Source organism: Vibrio ponticus, assembly GCF_009938225.1.
Classification (GTDB): domain Bacteria; phylum Pseudomonadota; class Gammaproteobacteria; order Enterobacterales; family Vibrionaceae; genus Vibrio; species Vibrio ponticus.
Window position 1 is genome coordinate 1276425 of sequence record NZ_AP019658.1, and the last position, 14102, is coordinate 1290526.

At 45.8% G+C, this 14102-nt stretch carries 15 protein-coding genes; 10 read left to right on the forward strand and 5 right to left on the reverse strand.

The annotated features are described in order from the left end of the window. The first annotated feature begins 32 nt into the window (after nt 1–32). Nucleotides 33–914 carry a LysR family transcriptional regulator gene (locus tag GZN30_RS19880; RefSeq protein WP_075650704.1) on the forward strand — a complete coding sequence of 294 codons (882 nt, stop codon included), beginning with the start codon at nt 33–35 and terminating at the stop codon, nt 912–914. 124 nt (nt 915–1038) lie between these two features. Here the strand turns inward: GZN30_RS19880 and GZN30_RS19885 are convergent, their stop codons facing one another. Continuing rightward, complete coding sequence (locus GZN30_RS19885) at nt 1039–2616, reverse strand: phosphodiester glycosidase family protein (RefSeq protein WP_075650706.1); 1578 nt, start codon at nt 2614–2616, stop codon at nt 1039–1041. 233 nt (nt 2617–2849) lie between these two features. Here GZN30_RS19885 and GZN30_RS19890 point away from each other — a divergent pair, with 233 nt between their 5' ends. Then, complete coding sequence (locus tag GZN30_RS19890) at nt 2850–3485, forward strand: AcfA family outer membrane beta-barrel protein (RefSeq protein ID WP_075650708.1); 636 nt, start codon at nt 2850–2852, stop codon at nt 3483–3485. A gap of 188 nt (nt 3486–3673) precedes the next feature. On the opposite strand, the gene GZN30_RS19895 is transcribed toward GZN30_RS19890, so the two are convergent. From GZN30_RS19895 to GZN30_RS19905, 3 genes are all read right to left on the reverse strand, one after another. Beyond that, nucleotides 3674–4024 (reverse strand): DUF3147 family protein, encoded by a 351-nt coding sequence (locus GZN30_RS19895; RefSeq protein WP_075650826.1) that lies wholly within the window; start codon nt 4022–4024, stop codon nt 3674–3676. A 57-nt stretch (nt 4025–4081) separates the two neighbouring features. Beyond that, nucleotides 4082–5374 carry a hydroxymethylglutaryl-CoA reductase gene (locus GZN30_RS19900; protein WP_075650710.1) on the reverse strand — a complete coding sequence of 431 codons (1293 nt, stop codon included), beginning with the start codon at nt 5372–5374 and terminating at the stop codon, nt 4082–4084. A gap of 296 nt (nt 5375–5670) precedes the next feature. Next, entirely contained in the window at nt 5671–6600 is a 930-nt protein-coding gene (locus GZN30_RS19905; protein WP_075650712.1) for a LysR family transcriptional regulator, read from the reverse strand. 280 nt (nt 6601–6880) lie between these two features. Between GZN30_RS19905 and GZN30_RS19910 the strand changes: the two genes are divergently transcribed. The 8 genes from GZN30_RS19910 to GZN30_RS19945 are packed head-to-tail and all read left to right on the forward strand — an operon-like array spanning nt 6881 to nt 13280. Next, entirely contained in the window at nt 6881–7864 is a 984-nt protein-coding gene (locus GZN30_RS19910) for a porin (RefSeq protein ID WP_075650714.1), read from the forward strand. Between the two features lie 23 nt (nt 7865–7887). Then, complete coding sequence (locus GZN30_RS19915) at nt 7888–8358, forward strand: copper chaperone PCu(A)C (protein WP_075650716.1); 471 nt, start codon at nt 7888–7890, stop codon at nt 8356–8358. Next, complete coding sequence (locus GZN30_RS19920) at nt 8358–8984, forward strand: cytochrome c3 family protein (protein WP_075650718.1); 627 nt, start codon at nt 8358–8360, stop codon at nt 8982–8984. The genes GZN30_RS19915 and GZN30_RS19920 overlap by 1 nt, the downstream gene beginning before the upstream one ends. After that, a complete protein-coding gene (locus GZN30_RS19925; protein WP_075650720.1) occupies nt 8977–10656 on the forward strand; it encodes an Lcl domain-containing protein in 1680 nt (559 codons plus the stop codon). The genes GZN30_RS19920 and GZN30_RS19925 overlap by 8 nt, the downstream gene beginning before the upstream one ends. 42 nt (nt 10657–10698) lie before the next feature. Beyond that, nucleotides 10699–11799: a YncE family protein gene (locus tag GZN30_RS19930; RefSeq protein WP_075650722.1), complete on the forward strand. Its 1101-nt coding sequence runs from the start codon at nt 10699–10701 to the stop codon at nt 11797–11799. A gap of 10 nt (nt 11800–11809) precedes the next feature. Beyond that, nucleotides 11810–12400, forward strand: a complete 591-nt coding sequence (locus GZN30_RS19935) for an SCO family protein (protein ID WP_075650724.1) — start codon at nt 11810–11812, stop codon at nt 12398–12400. Next, a complete protein-coding gene (locus GZN30_RS19940; RefSeq protein ID WP_075650726.1) occupies nt 12400–12927 on the forward strand; it encodes a TlpA family protein disulfide reductase in 528 nt (175 codons plus the stop codon). Before GZN30_RS19935 ends, GZN30_RS19940 begins: the two co-directional genes overlap by 1 nt. Further along, on the forward strand, nt 12924–13280 hold the full coding sequence (locus GZN30_RS19945) for a c-type cytochrome (protein WP_075650728.1): 357 nt from the start codon (nt 12924–12926) through the stop codon (nt 13278–13280). Before GZN30_RS19940 ends, GZN30_RS19945 begins: the two co-directional genes overlap by 4 nt. Nucleotides 13281–13327: 47 nt before the next feature. Here GZN30_RS19945 and GZN30_RS19950 read toward each other — a convergent pair whose 3' ends face one another. Next, a complete protein-coding gene (locus GZN30_RS19950; RefSeq protein ID WP_232060542.1) occupies nt 13328–14044 on the reverse strand; it encodes a UTRA domain-containing protein in 717 nt (238 codons plus the stop codon). Nucleotides 14045–14102: the final 58 nt, after the last annotated feature.

Sequence of the window (14102 nt, forward strand, 5' to 3'; positions counted from 1 at the left end):
AAGGTAAATAAAGGGATTGCAGAGGTTTCGCCGTGAGTATCAAGCTTCAACAATTAAAGCATTTTGTGATGGTGGTCGAGGAAGGTGGTTTTCGTGCCGCTTCACATCGAGCAAATCGTTCTCAAGCAGCACTGTCGACATCCATAAAAGAGCTCGAAAAGATACTGGGGCAGAGCCTATTTGAGCCTGGAAACAAATCCAAACTCACTCCTTTCGGCGAGATCTGCCTGCCTAAGATCATTCAATTTCTCAACATCTATAACGCACTGGATAACGACCTTAAAGCCGCCGCCGCAGGGCAACAAGGTCGAGTACGCATCGCCAGCGTTCCTTCTGTTGCAGCCAAGCTGATTCCTAGTGTGCTTGGCGCATTCTGTGAACGATACCCGAATGTAGAAGTCAGCTTGATTGATGATAACGCCGCTGGTGTCGAAGCCCGTTTATTATCAGGAGAAGTGGATTTAGCATTAGGTAATCCATCACATTTAGATGAAGGTGGCATTGAGTTTACCCCATTAATCTCTGATCCCATTGGCGTGGTGTGTTTGAAGGACAACCCTATCGCTCAGCATCCAGAAGGTATTGAGTGGCAAACTCTGTTAGAACAACCTTTTATTCGCAACGGGACTTGCACTCTACTCGATCCCACTCCTGCGCGCGCGTTGAGTGAACAAGCTTTGTATTCGGTTGAAAATATCACCTCTTTATTCTCAGTTCTTGAGCTCGGTATTGGTGTTACCACCTTGCCAAAGTTGGCGTTCCCGACCAATGAAACTCGATTAGTTTGGATTCCGCTAATTGATCCTCCTTTAAAAAGACAAGTGGGAATCTTTACCTTAACGGACCGAACTATCTCACCTCAAGCCAAAGCTTTTCATCAATTGTGTATTCAATATTTAAACTACCAGAACTAATTAAGGTCTGATGTTTCTATCTGTTGGTTATCAATACCAACGGATTAACAACGACAAACACAAAAAAAGCTCCCGAAGGAGCTTGTTCTGTGTCTATTTACCTAGCAGTAACGACTTAAAAGTATTATCGAGTAAAGATAATCGCGTCTGAGACTTCCCTTTCACTTGCGTCAGAAGAAGAACCTGTGCGCTTGCCTTCAAGCACCATCATTGATGAGCCGCCACCATCAAGGTTAATCGCGCTCTCAGTATCAAGAGCTTCCATGAGCGCAGCCATATCGGTAATGCTGGCTCCCTCGGTTACAGTTGGTGCGCGCCCATAAACAACCGCGGCGTACAATACATTGTTATCTGTAATACCTAGCGCGGTACGAGGATGACGACGCAGCACCCAACCGTTGTAAAAACCTTCTCTATTTTCCATCGCCCCACTTACACCCAAACCATCATCATCTTGAGAACCGGCGTGATCGCCAGTGGAAGGATAAGGATTGAAACCTTGCGTATTGCGCGAGGTAATATCAATAGCTGAATTGGTGACAAGAGTTGGTCCAGCATTTAACATCGAAACGCCTTCACTAAGCTTATACTCTTGACCATCGACCATAACTTTACTGTTTAATTCAATGCTATCGCCAACTTCGACATTTAATTGAGAATCACCGGTTAGTTGCACATAGAGATAGTTCGGCTCAATCACGCGTCCACGCTGAGTGAAGATCTCCGTAACCTTACCAGTAGAATCAATCACGACCTCTTGACCTGCACCTTGTGGCGTTTGGTCATCATAGGCAGCGTTGTAAACAATAACTTCACTTACATCGGTACAAACAAAATCATGTATCGCCTCGATAGATGGCGTATCGTCGTAGCCGCCACAGTTAAGAATGACGCCAGGTTTACGGTTAATACCATCAATACGTACTGTCTTACCGTTGATATCAAGCAACACTTCCGTTGTTACTGAGTTACCAATCGATACTTTTGAGTGTTTTCCGGAGTTATCAATAATCAACACCGGACGCTGATTTGCCGCTTCTCGTAATAGCTGACCATTTTTTACATACAGACCTGCAGGAGCACCTAGATCACCGACTTGATCATTAAAGGCAAAAAAACCACCGTTAATAGCCGCCAATGCTTCATTTCGCTTTGCCATACTTGATACAGTTTCAGCTGTCGTGACCTTATCGTTAGCCAGTATGCTCGCGACTTTGCCTTGATATTGGTTCAAATCAACCCGTAGCAAGCTAATCTCAAATGGTCCATGGGTTTTATAACCGTCTTGCGCAGAAAATCTCAGAGAGAAGTTGAGACCATGTTGTTTGAACACTTTCGCCTGCTCTGCTGCTTGCTCAGCAGATTCAAAGCCTCGCAGACGAATAATTTTATCCATTTTTTCGCCGTTTGGGGCGGTTTCTGGCGCAGATTCAATATGATACTCAACCTGAAGTTCATTGAGTTTCGCTGAGTAATCCTTGATGGTAGCGTCATTAACAATACCACTCGATAGCAGGTACTCCTCCCCTTGGGAGGTTCCTCTTTGGATTTGATAGTAGTCGACGCCATCGACTAACGATTGATGCTCAACTGACTGAGGTAATTCAGCGCCGCCAATTGCTAAATCTGGTACGTTCCACTGCGCAGCATAAGAGCCAAATGCAATACTAGAGACTAGAACAGCAAGTAAGGTTTTTTTCATTATTTGATCACTTTTATTTCACGGATAAAAATAAGTTTATAAGCGAAATAATGGTTCTGTCTGCGAGAAAACTCACATGCTTTCAGCATATCATTCTGAAACTGTGAATTAGCACAGCAAAATACCCACTCGAAAGTTAGTGCGATCGAAACCTTCTAATTCTCTTTATTCTTCACGAACACTTCACGTTGAGCGTTTGATAATGCTGCGGAGAATTTAAAGGACAACAAACAATGAAAAAAACAATACTTGCAGCGGTACTCTTGAGCACATCTTTTGCCGCGATTTCGGCACCATACATTGGTCTTGAATACGGCTTTGGCTCAACCAGTCATGATGCACAGAGTGATTTTAAAGATCCATCAATCAAACTTGATCCATCATTAGAAGATGGCATCTTTGGCGGCTTCGTGGGTTACTCTCTCACCCCTTCTTGGGCTGTTGAATTGGGTTACAACCATTTTGAACTTAGCGATGGTCGCTCACAGCAAGTTAGCATGACAGCTGACTACGAAGAAGAGCGAGAGTGGGATGCCAAAGTGAAAGCAACACAATTTTCGCTCGCGCCTGTATATACTTATGCAATGAACGATCGCTGGTCGGCGAAAATTAAGGCTGGTTTCACCTATACTCAATACGATGTAAGTGGCTCGCAAACACTAGAAAAGGAATTTCACGTCACTGATGTAGAAACCAGCAAGCATGAAGACGGTTACTCGAGCTCATCAAATGAAATTGGTGGATTAGTGTCGCTGGGTACTGAGTACCGTGTACTACCTCAATTAACTGTTGGCGCTAATGTTAAATACCAATTCGATAGCTTTGCCAATACCGCGTCGTTCAACCTTGGTTCAACCTATTACTTCTAAGCCTAGCAGCTTACGATGGTTGGAGCCTGGTTTACGCATCAGAGTACACCACTGATAATAAATCAACCACAGAACTGACGATGTGCTTTGAGAAAAAGTACTAATCTGGCGAACAAATCGCTTGATAACAAATAGACTAATGGCGGAATCGCTCCGCCATTTTTGATCGCGCATCGAGAGTAGCGTATCTAGGTTAGCTCAATCCCAAACTGCTTCACGATAACAGCCACAGTAAAAAAGCACACTATTGAAATAAGCGCGCAAATACCCAATGCTGGCCAGAAAGAAAACTTACTGAGCAAAAACGGAAAGGCGAGAAACATTGGCAAAGTAGGCAGCACATACCAAAACGTATAATAAGCATGATTAGCGAGTTTCGCTTGTCCCTGCCCTTCAATATACATCCAAATCAAAGCCAATATGGTGACCGTCGGCAAAGCAGCAATTAGAGCGCCTGCTTTATCACTTCTTTTGGCAATTTCGGAAATTAATACCACAATTCCAGCCGTCAGTGCGTATTTGGTAATAATCCACAGCATCATTTCACGTCCATGTCAGGAAAATCCATCTAAGGAAAATACTAACCTAAATCCCTCTTAATTGGTTGACGATGGGCTCACCTTTTTACGTGCCAATTTTTGATGGGCACGGGAAAAGTGCCCTGCGCAAAATGCACCGATAATCGACAACTCGCCTGCTAAACATAGCCCTGCGGCAACTTCCGCGAGTGCTTTGGCCTTGCCGTTACCATGTAAACCAAGGATATCTAAACATGCTTTTTGGGTTGGCAGCCCTGTCCCGCCACCAACGGTGCCCACCATGATGTTGGGTAACGTCACCGATGCGTACAAATCACCTTGCGTAGTAACTTCCATGCGGGTAATACCAACAGCCGACTCGGCAACACACGCCGCATCTTGCCCACACGCAATATATAGCGCGGTTAACGCATTCGCGTAATGCGCATTAACGCCAATCGAACCACTGAGCAGTCCACCGATAGTATTCATCTGGGTGAAACTTGCCATAGCCTCAGGCGTGGTATGCAGATGTTTATGGACGAGCTGTTTGGAAATCGTAACATCCGCAGAAACCTTCTTACCTCGCACTGAGCGCAGCACATAACCACTGGCTTTCTTATCACCCGATAGATTGCCATCTAAGAACGCTTCGACAGGCTGAATTGGACTCGCTTGCAAAATATAGCTAAACACCTGCTGAGTCGCGATGGTCACCATATTCTGACCAGATGCATCGCCAGTCACAAACTCGAACACTAGATAGACATGGTTACCTTCGATATTAACGTTAATGTCCTTTAACTTACCGTGTGATGTGGTGGACTGAGCAATTTCACGAAACAGATCATATTGCGTCACCACCCAGCTAACAAACTGCGCCGACTCAGCCAGAGATTGGAAAGCAAATACCGGAGTGCGGCTTACCCCTTCGTTAAGCAAAATCGCACTCACGCCACCAGCCGCCGTGATAAGCTTCGAGCCACGATTGTAAGAGGCGACTAAAGCCGCCTCGGTCGTTGCCAAAGGAACCAGATAGTCGTCGTTAGCAAACAAGCCATTAATACGCAGCGGTCCAGCAATACCCACCGGAACGTTTACCGTACCGACGAAGTGTTCAATGTTATTGGCATACTCTTGGTAATGCTGCTCGGTAAAAGCGTCAAACAGTACTTGTTTGTCCGTCATCGAATCTAACACTTTCCAACGCCGCTCAAGATGCTTATCCGTAATTCCAGCACTCAACCCGATATTTTTACTCGAGCGTTGATACTTAGGGGTTAGAGCGGATTCGAGTTTGTCCGTCATTTGTGTATCAGAAAATACACTGCCGCTCTTGGCATGATTCAGGTTTAGATTCAATTTAGGCATACAACAGATTCTTTGAAGGTTCGATATCAGCAATACCTAACCTAGTCATTCGTTAACCACTCATCGGTGGCTATATTTATGCAGCGTCAAAACGCCAGTGAGTGGGCAATTCTAACTAAGTTGGCTAGATAAGTGGTTGGAGCAGGGGTAGAAGATATAATAGCAAAAGGGAAAAAGCATAAAATGAGTCAGGCTAACGCTATAGAATCAGCAGGTTAACAATAAATACGCAGCAAAAGAAAGATGTTACAAATCATTGTTAACCTCGAATATAAGCGTTTAGCACTGAGCTATGGCTACTCACCTCGCCAACGATATAAATCGCTGGCATCTTTTCGATTCAGGAACTGGCGTAACTCTTCAATAAAGACGCGAAAACGAGTCGGTAAATACTGCCTAGAACGATACACTGCATAGATTTGTCCATGTTGACCAAAATTGCCATCAAACAACATTTTCAGCTCGCCACTATCTAGCTTAGGGCGAACTTGATCTTCAGGTACCAGTGCGACTCCCATACCAGACAACGACAAATTGGTCGCAATATCCACAGAATCAGTTGTGATAATTCCCTCAATGCCTACTGTGCCTGTTTCACCGGTCACGCTTTCGTAAAACCACTCTGTCTCACGCTTGAGTGAGTTGGTATTGGTGATGCACTGATGCTGCGCGAGTTCACTTGGGTGATTAGGTACACCGACTCGAGCCAAATATTCCGGTGAGGCACAAAAAATACGACGGTATTTCAATATCGGTCTTGCGACCAGTGACAGATCGGTTGGCAACAGCGGGGAAATCATAATATCGCAACTGGCCATCTCGCGTAACAGAGTCGGATGCAAGGTCACGAGATTGAGACGAATATTAGGATGAAGCTGTTTAAATTGTCTAAAGAAATACTGACTTAACCAACGCCCCATTGGGTGCAACAAACCGACACTGATCTCGCCACGAATGCTTTCTGAGGTGTCGTGCAAACCATCTACAGTGTTATCGAGGTCTTGCAATATACGCTGACAAGATTCAAGGAAAACCAGCCCTTGCGGCGTGAGATGAATTTGATTTCCCCCACGATGAAATAGACGGAGCTTTACCGCCTGTTCAAGTTGACTGATTTTTCGACTCAACGTCGGTTGGCTGATTTCTAGTTCATCAGCGGCTTCAGTAAAGCTGAGTTTCTCCGCGAGTAGGCAAAACATGCGAAGGGTATCGATTTGAAAAGACATGGTCGATCTGGCTAGTAAAGGTCGCGCCAGTTTAGCAAAGAATGAGTTCGACACTAGTCCCACAGTTGTGCAACATCATCCACACAACTCAACAACAGACCATAAAATAAATATAATTCAACAAGTTATACTAGAGCGCCATTATTCAGATTCGCTTTAAATGATACCTCGATCACCTTATTTATTTTCTGCATAACAGCAATTCTGATTGCGTCATTTTCTTCAAAGCCATCATTCATATACTCGCCGTGAAGAATTATTTCAATTTATGACACCTATTATGAAAATAAATCAATGTTCGTTAATCCTCTTTAGCCTTTTTTCTGCCGGTGCAACAGCCCAAAACGTTGAACTTGGTAAACCTGATTTTTATGGCTCAATTCGCGCTCAAGCCGCTTGGCATGAAAATGTTGACTACACCACCGACATATACCAAGCAGAAGCAGGTGTTATCGGCATGCTTGATACCGATTTTTTCAAGGCTCGTTATCAATTAGAAGCTGAATACTCAGAATCAATCAGTCACGCAGCCGACGATAACGATCTGATAGTTCGTGAAGCCAATATCATTCTGATGAATCCAACTTTCGGTGGTGCTTTTATTGGCTCAGGTACCACTGGTACTTGGGCTGATCTCTACGCAAAAGTGGATATCTTCGAAAGCAACAACATGGAGCGTCATAGCGACAACCTTTTACTGGGTGGTAAACGCTATGCAACCAATCAGCTGGCTTACATTACCCCTCATTTTGGACCATTCCATTTTAAAGCTGCGATTGTTTCACCCGATGAAAATAACGACAAAGATGCTGACATCGTAGGTCTACGTGCACTCTATACCCAAGGTAACTTCCAATTGGTTGTTAACCAGTCGCTCACGTCAGAAGAGATGATGAACGGTGCGACGGAAGACAGCCAGCGCACAATCGTTGCCACGAGCTATGAGTGGGACAACCTCTACCTTGGCGCGGTTGCAGAGTTTGACTACGACGCTCCATTTGGTGAGCGCAATGTCTATGCACTATCGAGCAAATATCAGCTCAATGATACCGCGTTCAGCCTAGGTTATCAGTTCGCCGATTGGCTGGACAACCGCAGCAATGAGTCACTGATTTTGGCCAATGTACGTCACGACTTTAATTCAAACGTCGCGATGTTCATTGAAGGCGCACTATTTGAAGAAAAATACCAAGCTAATAATCCGAAATCAGTGGCAAAAACCAAAGGTGACAATATCAACCTAGGTTTGATTGTTTCTTTCTAACCCATCACGTTAGGACTCAACCAATGAAACGTACCCTACTCTCTGTTTCGCTCGCGATAATGAGCTTTTCCACGTTTGCTTCGATCAACGTGGATAACTGTGTTATTCGCGAACCAGCACCGGGCACAGACAAAACTGGGCTCTACTTTACAATTAACTACCAACCTGATGCAGAAACAAAATCTTTGCGTCTACCAGCACCAGAAGCGCTATATGGCGCGGCGGTTCCAGCGCTGACTAGTTATACCGAGCTGCATGACATGAAACATGCTGACGGCATGATGACAATGCAACGCATTCCTCAATTGCAACTAAAACCGGGCAGCACCCTAAACCTTAAGCCAGGTGGTCAGCATGTAATGCTATTTGACTTAAAACAACGTCCTAAAGCTGGTGAAGTCTACGACGTTGAGCTTTGGCTCGCCTTTGCTCCAGAAGTCACTTGCCAAGCTGTTGTAAAAACCTCTGCTGAACTGGCCAAAGGAACTCACTAATGCGATCTCTATTTAAACAAATTCGCTCGGTAAAAGGCGCTGTACTCGCCGCAATACTTACAATAGGTGCGGGTATTGGTTTACTTACCGCACTCCCTGCAACAGAAGTTCTCCACGCATTTAGCACCAACGAGTACTGTGGCACCTGCCACACGATGGAGCCTGCTGCGGAAACTTTTGCCAAGAGTGTGCACGGTGGTAACAACTCGCAAGGCTTTGTGGCTGAGTGTGTCTCCTGCCATCTACCAAACTCTAACGTGGTTGATGAACTGTGGGTCAAAGGAACTTCCGGTATGCGCCACTTATTTGGTGAATACGTATTGCAAATGGAATCTTTGGACTACGAGGAGCTTCATCCTAAACGAACCGAATATGTGTTTGATTCAGGATGTATCAATTGCCACCGTAAATTAGAAGAGCGCGCGAAAGTTGCGACCACTGAATCCCCAATTGCCGATCAAACCCACCAAATCGCTTTCGCTCGTAAAGACAGTGACAGCAATTGGCAGTGCTCAAGCTGCCACTACGATATCGCGCACCCAGATCTCAAACGCTCAATGCGCCTACGTGACGAAGAACGCATGCGTGAAATGGCGACCCTACTTGGAGTTGAAAACAATGGATAATCGTCTCAAACATCGTACTTTAGTCGCGCTAGCGATCGCCCTTAGCTTGAGCCCATTAAGCGTGCTTGCCGAGCAAACTGACGTAGTGACAGATATTGATAACGGCTATGAGGATTACACCATTCGCCGTTCGCCAAGTGATTTAACGGCAATGGAACGCCAAATTGCCAATCGCAATATCTACGCTTGCTATCTTGGCTGCCATCGCCCGGCAGTAGAAGAAGTTCCGGAAACCCTCAGTCCAAAACTGGAAGGCTTTGATCCGCAATATTTCTACAATCAATTTGTTGATATGGATATGGAACGTCAGGCGGGTGTTTCTTCACAAATGAAAGAATACGTTTACACGATTCCACCAAAAGAGATTGCCGATCTTGCGCTTGTGCTGAGTGAACGCACAGCCAAATGGAATCCACGTCCAGAAGTCGTCGCTAGTGAGGCGTATGCACGTGGCAAACAGAAATATGATGCCAGCTGTAAGATGTGCCATGGCGAGCAAGGCGCCAGTACCAACCCAGCTTACCCACCATTAAAAGGTCAAATGCCAGCTTACGTATTTGAACAAATGACTGCATATCGAGATGGTAAGCGTGCCAACCGTCAAGCTGCGACCATGGTGCCATTCGCCAAAATGCACAGCGAACAAGACTATGCTGATATCGTCGCCTATGTTACGGGTATGTTCTACACCCCAATCGAACGTCGTGAGTACATCACAGGTGAAGGCATGCCTCCAGTTGATGGATTTAAGCTACCAGATACCGGACAAATTCAGAACTTTATCGACATGAACGGTGAAGATAGCGACTATCCACAAAACCCTATGAGCTACACCATCAGTAAGTCGGGCAAAACCGTCATCGACAACAATACTAAGCTCGTCTGGGAGCGAGATTCTTCTCGTTTGTGGATGACCGCGAAAGAAGGTGAAGCTTACTGTGACGACCTAGTGTTAGATGGCTACGATGACTGGCGCTATCCACTAATGAAAGAGTTGCAAAGTATCGCTGACCTTGGTGAATTCCGCCCAGCAATCAATACCGAAGCGTTCTTAAACATGCCGCGACTCAGTTCGGGGGTATGGGGATTCCCTGTCAGTGACCATCCAGATCACGCTTGGCACATCGGTTTCCCTGAAGGGCACATTATGGGTCAACACACAGCATCCACCAAATTGGTACGCTGTGTGCGCGCTGATAACGGCGCTGCCTATCACAACATGAGTTACGTTGATAATGGCAATGGCACGGTAACAGAGAAAATCACCGACCGCATGTGGCAACAGAATATCGATTACAAACGTCGTAACTGGCTTGATTCAATTGAGTACTGTGAAAACCTCGATTACGCAGGTTATCAGGACTGGCGCCTACCAAACATCAAAGAATTGGTGTCGATTGTTAACTACAACAAAACATCACCTGCGATTGATGAAGAGTTCTTCCCGAATACACCAATCAAATACTTCTTCTGGAGTAGCTCAAGTGATTTACCGGGACCAACGCTGTTTGTTCGACCATTGCCACCACGCAAAAAAGACCAAAGCCCTGAGATGCTCGATTTACGCCAAGACACCGGCAACAAAGGCTGGGCACAAGGCTACCAAATCGGCTCTGGTTTAGGCATGAGCAAAGACGTTGAGTTTTACGCTCGTTGTATTCGCAATCCATAAGTTTGAGAGAAATGCCCCCTTAATGGGGGCATTGGAGTTTTTATGCTATTGAAAAAGATAACCTTAGCATCACTATTGCTAGTGAGTTGCTGGAGCCATGCTTATGAACCGGGTCGCTACGATGATGGTGCTCGCTGGGCATTCATTACCGATGAAGTCAGTAAAAATATCGCAGTGATCGACACCTTTAAACATAGCCATGTCGACACCCTGCAAATGCAAGCTATCCCAACGGCAATGGAAGTGTCCGATGTACAAGATATGCTGCTCTACATCGATGGAAAAAATCCGGTTGTTTACGTTTATGACTTAGTGGAGAAAAAACACTGGCAAATGGCCGTTGAATCGGTGCCGATTTCACTCACTGTCGCCCCCGATGGTGCTCGCCTCGCGGTTGGATTAGCCAATAAGCTGGTCATGCTGGAGCCTTTAACTGGTCGCTACCTTGAAACCATCAACCAGTTGGCTCAACCATACAGCGTCAACTTCGACACGGGGGGGTATAACCTCTATATCACCGAACAAAATAGCGGTCGCACCTTAGTTTGGCGCGTACATGACGAAGCGACACGGGAAATCCAGCTTGGCAGTGGCGGCAAAGTGTCGGAAGTCACCCTCTCTCCCGATGCTCGCTTAGTGATGGTCGGTGATTTAGAGAAAAATCGCGTCACCGTTTGGGACCTATTTATGAACCAAGAGTTTGCTCAGATTCCTTTACAATCTAAACCATGGCGACCTTATGTCAGCTCAGACAGTGAACACATGATCTTAGCCGCAGAGAATGGACAAGGATTGGTGGTCAATAGCTGGAGTGGTCAAACAGTCAAAAGCGTTGATTTCAAAGACCAAACAACCGAAATACGTACCGGCTGGCTTGAATCTATCGGTGTCGTTGCCACACAAACTGGCTTAAACGTTTTTAACCTAACCAACAGCGAGCCGACCAAACATTTTCCACTGAAGTCACCGCTCGGTGACGTGGTCGTCGTATCGGATTCAAAAACATTGTTTGCTACCCAAGCCAATGATTCTCAACTACTTGTGGTCGACCTACGCAAAGAGACATTACTTCCGCAAGTTAATACCGGATTACAACAACCCAACCTGATTGCAATGGGTTTGACCAATACCATTTGTCACTAGGGATATCACCATGGTTAGAATGACTATTAATTCCATTCGCTTAAGCATCACGCTGCTGCTATCAAGCTGTTTACTGATGAGTGCCGCGCAAGCTGCCCCTCTTCGTTTTACGCTAAATGAAGCAACAATGGGTGAAGTGACTGAAAAAAACTGGGTGGATCAATATCTTTTTATCGCGATTGGTTACACCTCCTGTCCTGAGATATGTCCTACCACAGCCTTGGATATGGCAGGAGTCATGACGCGTCTCGGAAAATTTGCAGATAAAGTCACACCGTTATTTATCTCTATCGATCCTCATCGCGATAGTGCGGAAAATATCGCTCAATACGTACAGTATTTTCACCCAAAACTGAAAGGCTTAGTCGGCGGCGAGCAACAAACCAAAGCGATGGCTAAATCGTTGCGCGCGACATATGGCTATTCACGCGATGGAAAACCCGTTTACCCGCCGTTACCGCAGCTATATGAAGTCTTTCATTCTACCTACCTTTACCTTTACAACCCTCAACGCGAACTAGTCGATGTTTATGGTTATGGTGACGGGGCAGAAAAGATCAGCCAATCGATGTTGGCAGAACTAGGCTCTAAGGAGGAGTGATGACCAAAATCGTCACCAAACTTACCTTGATCATCGTTCCGTTACTTACTGCCATATTGCAGAGTAACACCGCATACGCACAAGCTCGCCAGTGTGCAGCTCCGCCACCGTTTGAGTCCACTCAGGTCGAGCTTGCAAATTTGCCTTACCAGCTGCAAAACAACTTAAGCCATGCGCCCGTAAGCATGCTTAATTTATGGGCGATATGGTGTGCCCCTTGCCGTAAAGAACTGCCGATGCTGGTTGAACTCGCAGCGCAAGTATCCGATGAAGTGGCTGTCTCTGCCCTGCATGTTGGCAAGCTCAACTCCCAAGTCGAGCAAGTACTTACGGAACTTGATGCAACCTCGTTAAATCGAGGCTTCTTAGCGGATTTCAGTCTACTGACTGAGCACGGCATTCATGGTTTGCCGGCTACCGTGGTCGCTGTAAATGGCAAAGTGCAATTTATCGCGACCGGTTACTTAGCGCGTTCTGCGCAAGAGTATTCAACATGGCTTGAGTGTTTAAAGGAGCACAAACAATGAACTCGACTTGGTCAATCACAGGCTTTGCCATAACGCTACTCTGTGCAACTAGTGTATTTGCAGCCCCTTCACCGCAGTCGGTCCAATATTCATTAGGTGAAGAACTCTACCTCAATCCTGGTAGAGGCGGATGCACGCAGTGTCATGGTAAAGCTGGTAACTTTCCTGTCATGCCGCTCTACCCAAAGATTGGTGGGCAATCAGAACTCTACCTTTATAACCAAATGATCGATTATCGAGAAAAGCGTCGTCAAAATGGGCTTTATGTTCCGATGGAAGTGGCGATGCAGCCCTTTAGCGATGAAGAAATCAAAGCAATGTCGGTCTATCTCGCCCAACAAAATGCATTTTAACCGTATCAGAGCCCTTGAGTGATTGAGGGCTCTATCAGCAAGGTCGACTATAGTCGTTCACTATCAATCTGAATTTTCACCGCATCCGGACGCCAATACTCAAACTCACAATCCATCAACTCGCCATCTTGTTTGTAGTTCACGCGGCATATTTTTAGCACTGGCTGACCTTCTGCCAAGTTGAGTGCTTTAGCAACATGACTCGGTGCGGAGGTTGGGATCACCTCAAAACGAGAGCGTTGGGTTTGATAGCCATACTCGTTACGGTAAATAGCGGTTAACGAATCTGTTAAGTCAAAACACAAGATCCCAGCAAATAGGTACTCTTTCAGCACATTTTCAACAAAAAGGACCGCTCGACCATCGATATAGCGCAAGCGTTGAATAAGCAAAAGTGGGCAGCCTCGCTCCACGCTAAGCACCTCCTGATAAACACCAGATGCCGGCATTTTCACGACATTTAGCAGCTTAGTATCTGCTATTCGTGACTGTTCATGAATCATTTGCTGAAAGTGATAACGTGAGAGAGGGTTGTAACAGATTCTCGGTGGCGAGACATACCAACCCCGTCGCTCTTCGCGATAAATCAGCCCTTCCGTTTCCAGCGCAATCAAGGCGTCTTTAAGGGTGATACGCGTAGTAGAAAACTGCTCGCTAAGTGCTCTTTCTCCCAGTAGTTTTTGCCCTTGCAGCAGCTCCCCTGCAGCAATCTGCTGGCGAATATCGGCTTTGATTCTGGCTAATTGGGTATTCACTCGACTCAACGGTTTCATCCTTGTATTGGCGGGTTCAAATTTTACAAAACCCAGCACCTTAATCACC

What these genes read in the sequence shown, in the direction of transcription:
- GZN30_RS19885 (WP_075650706.1), bottom strand. Translation starts at nt 2,616, where the DNA reads ATGAAAAAAACCTTACTTGCTGTTCTAGTCTCTAGTATTGCATTTGGC.
- GZN30_RS19890 (WP_075650708.1), top strand. Translation starts at nt 2,850, where the DNA reads ATGAAAAAAACAATACTTGCAGCGGTACTCTTGAGCACATCTTTTGCC.
- GZN30_RS19895 (WP_075650826.1), bottom strand. Translation starts at nt 4,024, where the DNA reads ATGCTGTGGATTATTACCAAATACGCACTGACGGCTGGAATTGTGGTA.
- GZN30_RS19900 (WP_075650710.1), bottom strand. Translation starts at nt 5,374, where the DNA reads ATGCCTAAATTGAATCTAAACCTGAATCATGCCAAGAGCGGCAGTGTA.
- GZN30_RS19905 (WP_075650712.1), bottom strand. Translation starts at nt 6,600, where the DNA reads ATGTCTTTTCAAATCGATACCCTTCGCATGTTTTGCCTACTCGCGGAG.
- GZN30_RS19910 (WP_075650714.1), top strand. Translation starts at nt 6,881, where the DNA reads ATGAAAATAAATCAATGTTCGTTAATCCTCTTTAGCCTTTTTTCTGCC.
- GZN30_RS19915 (WP_075650716.1), top strand. Translation starts at nt 7,888, where the DNA reads ATGAAACGTACCCTACTCTCTGTTTCGCTCGCGATAATGAGCTTTTCC.
- GZN30_RS19920 (WP_075650718.1), top strand. Translation starts at nt 8,358, where the DNA reads ATGCGATCTCTATTTAAACAAATTCGCTCGGTAAAAGGCGCTGTACTC.
- GZN30_RS19925 (WP_075650720.1), top strand. Translation starts at nt 8,977, where the DNA reads ATGGATAATCGTCTCAAACATCGTACTTTAGTCGCGCTAGCGATCGCC.
- GZN30_RS19930 (WP_075650722.1), top strand. Translation starts at nt 10,699, where the DNA reads ATGCTATTGAAAAAGATAACCTTAGCATCACTATTGCTAGTGAGTTGC.
- GZN30_RS19935 (WP_075650724.1), top strand. Translation starts at nt 11,810, where the DNA reads ATGGTTAGAATGACTATTAATTCCATTCGCTTAAGCATCACGCTGCTG.
- GZN30_RS19940 (WP_075650726.1), top strand. Translation starts at nt 12,400, where the DNA reads ATGACCAAAATCGTCACCAAACTTACCTTGATCATCGTTCCGTTACTT.
- GZN30_RS19945 (WP_075650728.1), top strand. Translation starts at nt 12,924, where the DNA reads ATGAACTCGACTTGGTCAATCACAGGCTTTGCCATAACGCTACTCTGT.